The organism is Streptomyces sp. NPDC058964 (assembly GCF_042741275.1).
GTDB lineage: Bacteria > Actinomycetota > Actinomycetes > Streptomycetales > Streptomycetaceae > Streptomyces.
The window spans coordinates 1-6,096 of record NZ_JBHYKH010000530.1; the positions used below are offsets into that span (position 1 = coordinate 1).

5 protein-coding genes and 2 pseudogenes are annotated in these 6,096 nt (G+C 71.6%); 4 read left to right on the plus strand and 3 right to left on the minus strand.

Features of this window, described 5'->3' with window-relative positions:
• Positions 1-643 (minus strand): annotated as a pseudogene (locus ACFW2E_RS39270) (NAD-binding lipoprotein); the annotation flags it as partial.
• A 196-nt stretch (positions 644-839) separates the two neighbouring features.
• On the opposite strand from ACFW2E_RS39270, the gene ACFW2E_RS39275 reads away from it, so the two are divergent.
• Both ACFW2E_RS39275 and ACFW2E_RS39280 read left to right on the plus strand, forming a co-directional pair.
• A complete protein-coding gene (locus tag ACFW2E_RS39275) occupies positions 840-2,159 on the plus strand; it encodes a DUF4419 domain-containing protein (protein WP_384474586.1) in 1,320 nt (439 codons plus the stop codon).
• Between the two features lie 252 nt (positions 2,160-2,411).
• Positions 2,412-2,672 (plus strand): hypothetical protein, encoded by a 261-nt coding sequence (locus ACFW2E_RS39280; protein ID WP_384474589.1) that lies wholly within the window; start codon positions 2,412-2,414, stop codon positions 2,670-2,672.
• Between the two features lie 66 nt (positions 2,673-2,738).
• Here the strand turns inward: ACFW2E_RS39280 and ACFW2E_RS39285 are convergent, their stop codons facing one another.
• Complete coding sequence (locus tag ACFW2E_RS39285; protein ID WP_384474592.1) at positions 2,739-2,912, minus strand: helix-turn-helix domain-containing protein; 174 nt, start codon at positions 2,910-2,912, stop codon at positions 2,739-2,741.
• Positions 2,913-3,098: 186 nt separating this feature from the next.
• Positions 3,099-3,767, minus strand: coding sequence for a TetR/AcrR family transcriptional regulator (locus ACFW2E_RS39290; RefSeq protein ID WP_384474595.1), 669 nt, complete (start codon positions 3,765-3,767; stop codon positions 3,099-3,101).
• 59 nt (positions 3,768-3,826) lie between these two features.
• Between ACFW2E_RS39290 and ACFW2E_RS39295 the strand changes: the two genes are divergently transcribed.
• The gene (locus tag ACFW2E_RS39295; protein WP_384474598.1) at positions 3,827-5,449 is read left to right on the plus strand and encodes an FAD-binding oxidoreductase; all 1,623 of its coding nucleotides are present in this window, start codon (positions 3,827-3,829) and stop codon (positions 5,447-5,449) included.
• Positions 5,450-5,735: 286 nt separating this feature from the next.
• A pseudogene (locus tag ACFW2E_RS39300) lies at positions 5,736-6,096 on the plus strand (hypothetical protein); the annotation flags it as partial.

A 6,096-nucleotide genomic window follows, 5' to 3' on the forward strand; every position in this document is an offset into this window, starting at 1 on the left:
GCACCAGCACCGAGCCTGCCGCGGCCGGGGTGACCAACGCGAGGCCTTCGGGATCCGTGAGCGACCCGGTGCGGCAGACCAGCCGGGCGCCACAGGTGACACCCGGCGCGGTCATGAGCGCCGCTTCCATGTCGGCCGTGTCCCGTTCGGCGAGCACAGCGACCGTCTTCCGCCGCCTTCCGGTCTGTGCGGAGGTCAACTCGCCGACGACCGTGAACACCTGGTCGGACCAGCCGAGCACGACCGTGTGACCCCGTTCCAGCACGGTCGAACGGCCTCGCCGCAGCTCCGCCAACCGGTCGCCCAGGCCCGTCGTGACCACCCCGACCAGGGTCGACACGCACAACAGGGCGATCAGGCCGAGCAGTACGGACAGCAGCATCCGAAGCGGCGCACCCGTCACCCCGCCGAGCCGCAGGGTCTGCGCACTGGTACTCCACACGGCCGTGAGACGGCCGGACAAGGAGCGCGGCGCGGCGGGATCCGTCCACACCAGGAGGGCGCTGACGGGCACGACGACCGCGAGACAGCACACGGCCAGCCAGCCGAGCAGTGCGCCCGTGCTGCGGGCCAGTGTCCTGTCGAAGAGGTAGCGTGCCCGGTCCCCCAACGAAGCCGACCGCTGCCGACCCGCCACATCCACCCCCAGAACACTGCCTCACGGTTTCCGTTCTCGGAATCGAAGAGTGCGGGTCCAGCGTCCGTGACACGCCATATCCGCCGGGTCATTCATTCTTTCGGGGAGCGGCGAGGCCCGCCTGTCCGGGGACGGGTGCCCGTGCGATCCGCTCACCTTGGTCTTCTAGGATCGGAGCCGCTCAGTGTTGCGGGGGATGTGCATGGCTTTCGAGATGGACCTGCCGCTCGGTGCGGACGCCGGTGCCGCCCGGCTCGCTTCCGGGCTCACCGAACTCGGCAACGAGCGCTTCCTGGGGGCGGTACTCCGGGGCCGGGCACGCATCCACCACCGCAGCACCGACCGGCTCGTCGGCCGGCCCGGTGACACTCCCGAGGCCGAGGAACCCGCGTCCAGCCTGCTGCTGCGCGCCATCCACCTCTGTTTCACGGCCCACCTGCCGCTGAGCCTCTCGCCCGACCTGCTCTGGTACGCCGTCGTGCACGAGACAGCCGTCCATGTCCGTCTGAACGCCGACACCTACGCAGGCCTGTTCACCGACACGCCCGGGTGCGAGCAGACCATCGCCCTGCGCGACGACCTGGCCCCGCTGGACTGGGAGCGTTCGATCAACCTGGTCCAACAGCCCCTGCGCGCCCGCATCGGGGATGAGGTGGCCGACCTGTTCCAGCCCGCCTTCTCGACCACCACCCCCGCCGACGCCACGGCCGCCCTGGTGGCGCTGATGGACGTGGTCAGCCCGTACTACCGCTTCCGCTGGGTCTCGCTGTGCGGCATTCCGCGGATCCGGCTCGAGGGCACGGACCGGGACTGGCGCCGGCTGGCGGGCCGGGTGCGGGAGCTGGAAGGGTGGTTCGAAGGTCTACGACCGTGGTTCGCCGCCCTGCACCCGGTGCTGGAGGCGATCAGCGCGGCGGCGTCGGGGTGGGGCGTCGTGGAGGAGTTCTGGCGCTCGCTCTACAAGTGGGAGTCGGCGTCCGGCGGCGATCGGGTCACGGGCTGGATCACCGCCTTCTTCGCCCACCGGTACACCGACGACGGACCGGTCCCCAAGCGGTCGTTCGGCCCTGGAACCGCGGCCGAGGACGACTTCCCCTCGCACGTCTCCCGCGTCCCGTTCCGCTGGGAGACGCCCGGCGGCACTCGCGAGATGGCCTTCCTCGGCGGTGTGCTCGGCATCGAACGCGACGGTGAGTGGATCCGGCCGCGCCTCGGCCATGCGGTGGTGGAGCCGCTGCCCGCCACCGAACCCCGCGACGAGCGCCTGCCCGAGCCCTGGAGCATGGCCGACATCCGGCGCGTCAGCGGCTGCCCCCAGGCCCGGCTGCTCCCGACGCTCGGGGAGGTGACCCTGAACGGCGATCGTCTCCGAGCCGACTGCGCGATCGATCTGAACGGACTGTGCGCGGTGCAGGCCGACGACGGCGACTGGTACCTGGGTGACCTCGCCTCCGATGCCGGGGACATCCGGTGCTGGGGCAACTACGGCCCTGACCTCGGCGTCGCGCTGCGGGCACTCTGACCGCCGCCGGATCCCCGGACCCTCGCAGCGACCGGGTCAACGTGCCGTGTGCTGACCGCAGGCCGGGCAGGACAGCCGCCGGAGTCGAGCCGTGACCGATCTTCGTGACCGGGTCCGGGCCGCCCTCCTGACGGAACAGCCGCGCACCCCTGCCGGGGCCGTACGACGATGTGGGGCGGTGCCTCACCACTGCCTTCGAAGACCGGGCCCGGGTGGACGGCGCCGTGGCGGAGCCGGTTGCTCCGAGGGGCCATGACCGCGTCGACGCGGGCTGTTCCGGACACCGCGGGCGACGTGTGCCCGGTCCCGCCTTCGACGCGTTCCGCGGGCTTTCCGAACCAGGCCCGCAGGAAAGCGCCCGACTCCGTCCTCACCGGCCTCGAACACCGCTTGCCCCGGCTCGTCCCCGGCGCCTTCCTGGGCTTCGACGACCACGCCGGTGCGTTCATCGACACCTTGTCCCAGCCGCAGGCGTCGCGGACGACGGTGACACACGGCGGCGCACCCAAGTAGGCGTGGCAGGCTCTCCTCCCCCTCAGGCCTTGGGCCGTTCGGCGGTCGAGCCGCATCGCGGCGGCTTCAGGACTCGCCGACCACTTCGTCGGGCACCCGGCGCAGCACGTCGCAAGGCCGGCAGCCGAGGGGGCGGCAGATCGCGTCCAGAGTGGTGCGCCGACCCGCCTTCGCCCGGCCGTTGTCCAGCACAGCGACATTGGCCGGTGTGATACCGACGTCCGGGGCGGACTCGCCCACCGGCATTTGCGTTCGGCGAGCAGGACGTCGAGGTCGACGACGATCGCCATCGGACGGCCTCGGCGATCTCTGCGTGCCGGCCGGTGGCCGTGCGCAGCAGGCCGCGCATGACGACGACGAGCATCGCGAAGGCGGCTCCAACGGCGACACACACGGCCGGGGCGCCGAGGGCTCCGATGATCCCCCTCAGGCACCGCTTCGGACGGCCGAAAGGAGGCGGGCGCAACGGGCGCTCATCTCGTGTGCGGAAATCTCGGGATGGGAGATCCACCAGCCGACCAGCGCACTGACGGTGCCCGTCCACACGTGCTTCAGCGCGTCGGCGTCGAGACTGTCGCGGTTGCCCTGACCCCGCAGCAGGGCGGCGGTGCCGGTCTCCGCCAGTGCGTCGATCGCCTCGCGGTGACGGCGAGCGGCGTCCCAGGGGGCGGAGCCGGGGGCCGTCGTCCGGTCGTACAGCACGAACCAGGCGTGCCGTTGCCCCTCCAGCGCCTGGAAGAGGGCCGCGAGCACGGTCCGCGGCAACTGGTCCTGTGGCGGGTTCGATGCCATGGCCCGTTCGGTCGCCGCGAGCAGGCGGGGACCGATGTGATCGACACAGGCCGTGTAGAGGCCGTCCTTGGAGCCGAAGTAGGTGTAGAGCATCGGCTTGGTGACACCCACCCGGCGGGCGATCTCGGCCATCGACGCCGCCGAGTGGCCGCGTCGGCCGAACTCCTCCATGGCGGCAGCGATGATCTGCCGCTCCCGGTCGGCCCTCGGAACGCCCTTGGTCCCGGCGGCACGGTTCCCGCCGCTTTCCCTGGGATCGCCGTCGGCTGGATCCGGTGCGCTCGAGGCTCTTGCGGTCGTCATGGTGAGACTATACGTTGCGGTAACTTACCAATCGGTAAATTACTGGGAGGTCAAATCTCGTGACCGACAGCACGACGTCGTATCCGTCGCCCTCCGGATCGCCCGCGGGCCGCTCGTGGTGGGGATGGGGCGCCGCGGACAAGGCGCTGTCCGACGCGGAGTGCGCCGCGCTCGGGCAGTTGGTGCCCGGGGCGGCGGACACCCCGTTGCCCGTGCCCGACGTCTCCGCGCTCACGCTGCCGGAGGTTCGCGTCGAACCCCCCTCCGCGCTCGCGCCTCTGATGTCGGCAGCACCCGCGGACCGGGCCGCGCACACCTACGGCAAGGCGTACCGGGACGTGATCCGGGCCCTGGAGGGAGACCTCGCGGCAGCGCCCGACCAAGTAGCCCGGCCGCTCACGGAACAGCACGTCGTCGATGTCCTCGACTGGGCAGCGGACGCCGGTGTCGCGGTCGTACCGTACGGCGGGGGCAGCTCGGTCGTCGGTGGGGTCGAGTACCGAGCCGGCCTGCATCGCGGCGTGGTGTCCCTGGATCTCTCAGGCCTGGACCGGGTGCTGGAGATCGACCGGGCCAGCCGGGCCGCACGGATTCAGGCGGGCGTCCTGGGCCCGGACCTGGAGGCCCAGTTGCGTCCGCACGGGCTGACCCTGCGCCACTTCCCGCAGAGCTTCGAGTTCTCCACCCTGGGCGGCTGGCTCGCCACCCGCGCCGGCGGTCACTACGCCACGCTCCGCACCCACATCGACGACCTCGTGGAGTCGCTGCGCGTGGTGACGCCCATCGGTGTCAACGAGTCGTGGAGGCTGCCCGGTTCGGGCGCCGGCCCCTCCCCCGACCGGCTCTTCCTGGGTTCCGAGGGCACACTCGGTGTGATCACCGAAGCGTGGATGCGGCTCCAGCAGCGCCCTCGGCACAAGGCTTCCGCCACGGTGCTCTTCGACGACGTCCACGCCGCCATGGACGCGGTGCGCGCCATCACCCAGTCGGGACATCACCCGGCCAACTGCCGGCTCCTGGATCCCGGGGAGGCCGGTCTGGCGGGAGTCGCCCGGAACGGTGAGAGCGTGCTCGTCCTCGGCGTGGAATCCGCGCACTGCGCCGTCGATGGTCGTATGACCGAACTCCTCGCGCTGGCCCGGGACCACGGCGGACGGCCCACCCGGGCGGAGCCCGGCAGCAACGACAGCGCCGCGGACATCTGGCGCTCGGCGTTCCTGCGCATGCCGTATCTCCGCGACGCGCTCGCCCGAATGAGCGTGGTGACCGAGACGTTCGAAACCGCCTGCACCTGGGACCGTGCACCCGAACTGTACGAAGGCGTCCGGGGGCGACTGGCCGAGGTCGTGAAGGAGGTGACGGGCACGGACGGCACGATCAACTGCCGTTTCACCCATGTCTATCCGGACGGTCCCGCGCCGTACTTCACCGTCATCGCGCCGGGCCGACGCGGCTCGGAAGTCGCGATGTGGGACGAGATCAAGGTTGCGACCATGGAGATCCTGCACGATCACGGTGCGACCGTCACCCATCATCACGCGGTCGGCCGCGACCACCGGCCGGGCTACGACCGTCAACGTCCGGAGCCCTTCGCAGCGGCGCTCCGTGCCGCGAAGCAGGCACTCGACCCGGCCGGGATACTGAACCCGGGTGTGCTCATCGACCCGGCGCCTGTGAACTGAGCTTCCAGGCCGTGCACCGTCGATGAAGCTCCGCAGTGGGCCCGGTACGGCTTCGGTCGCAGCATCGGATGCGGCCGGGGCGTTCAGGAGACGGCCCGCGGCCGGCTGCTTGACGGTTCAGGCGGCGCGTGCAGTCGGGGCCTGCGACGGGGGTGAGTTCTGCCGTGACCACTCCGAGTTCTCGACGGACGGTCCGAGCCACAGGCCGGAAGGCCTGCTCGTCCGCGACCTCGTCCCGGTCGGCGAAGAAGGTCCGGGCGCGGGCGTCCGTGATTTACCAGCGGGGGTGGTTGGGGGTGGCGGGGTCGGGCAGTCCGGATCCGCTCGTCACCACCTCGAAGCCGCCGGAGGTCACCGTGACGACCCCCCGGTCCGGCACTTCACCCAGCGGACCGCCGAGCCCGTCGCCTTCCTCAGCCACGGCGGCGCGGCAGGCGGCCGCCATGCGGCGCTGCACCCGGAGAACGTACTGACCGAGCTGCCCGCGGTCACGGTCCGCGACGGTCTCGGCTTCCCGAACCACTTCACCGCCTCACCGCACGGCCGCCCCCTCGGCCCCGGCGCCCCCACGTACGCCAGGACGGTCCCCGACCAACTGGCCTGGTGGGCGGCCGCGCTCCGGTCGGCACGAGGCACCGCCCCCATCC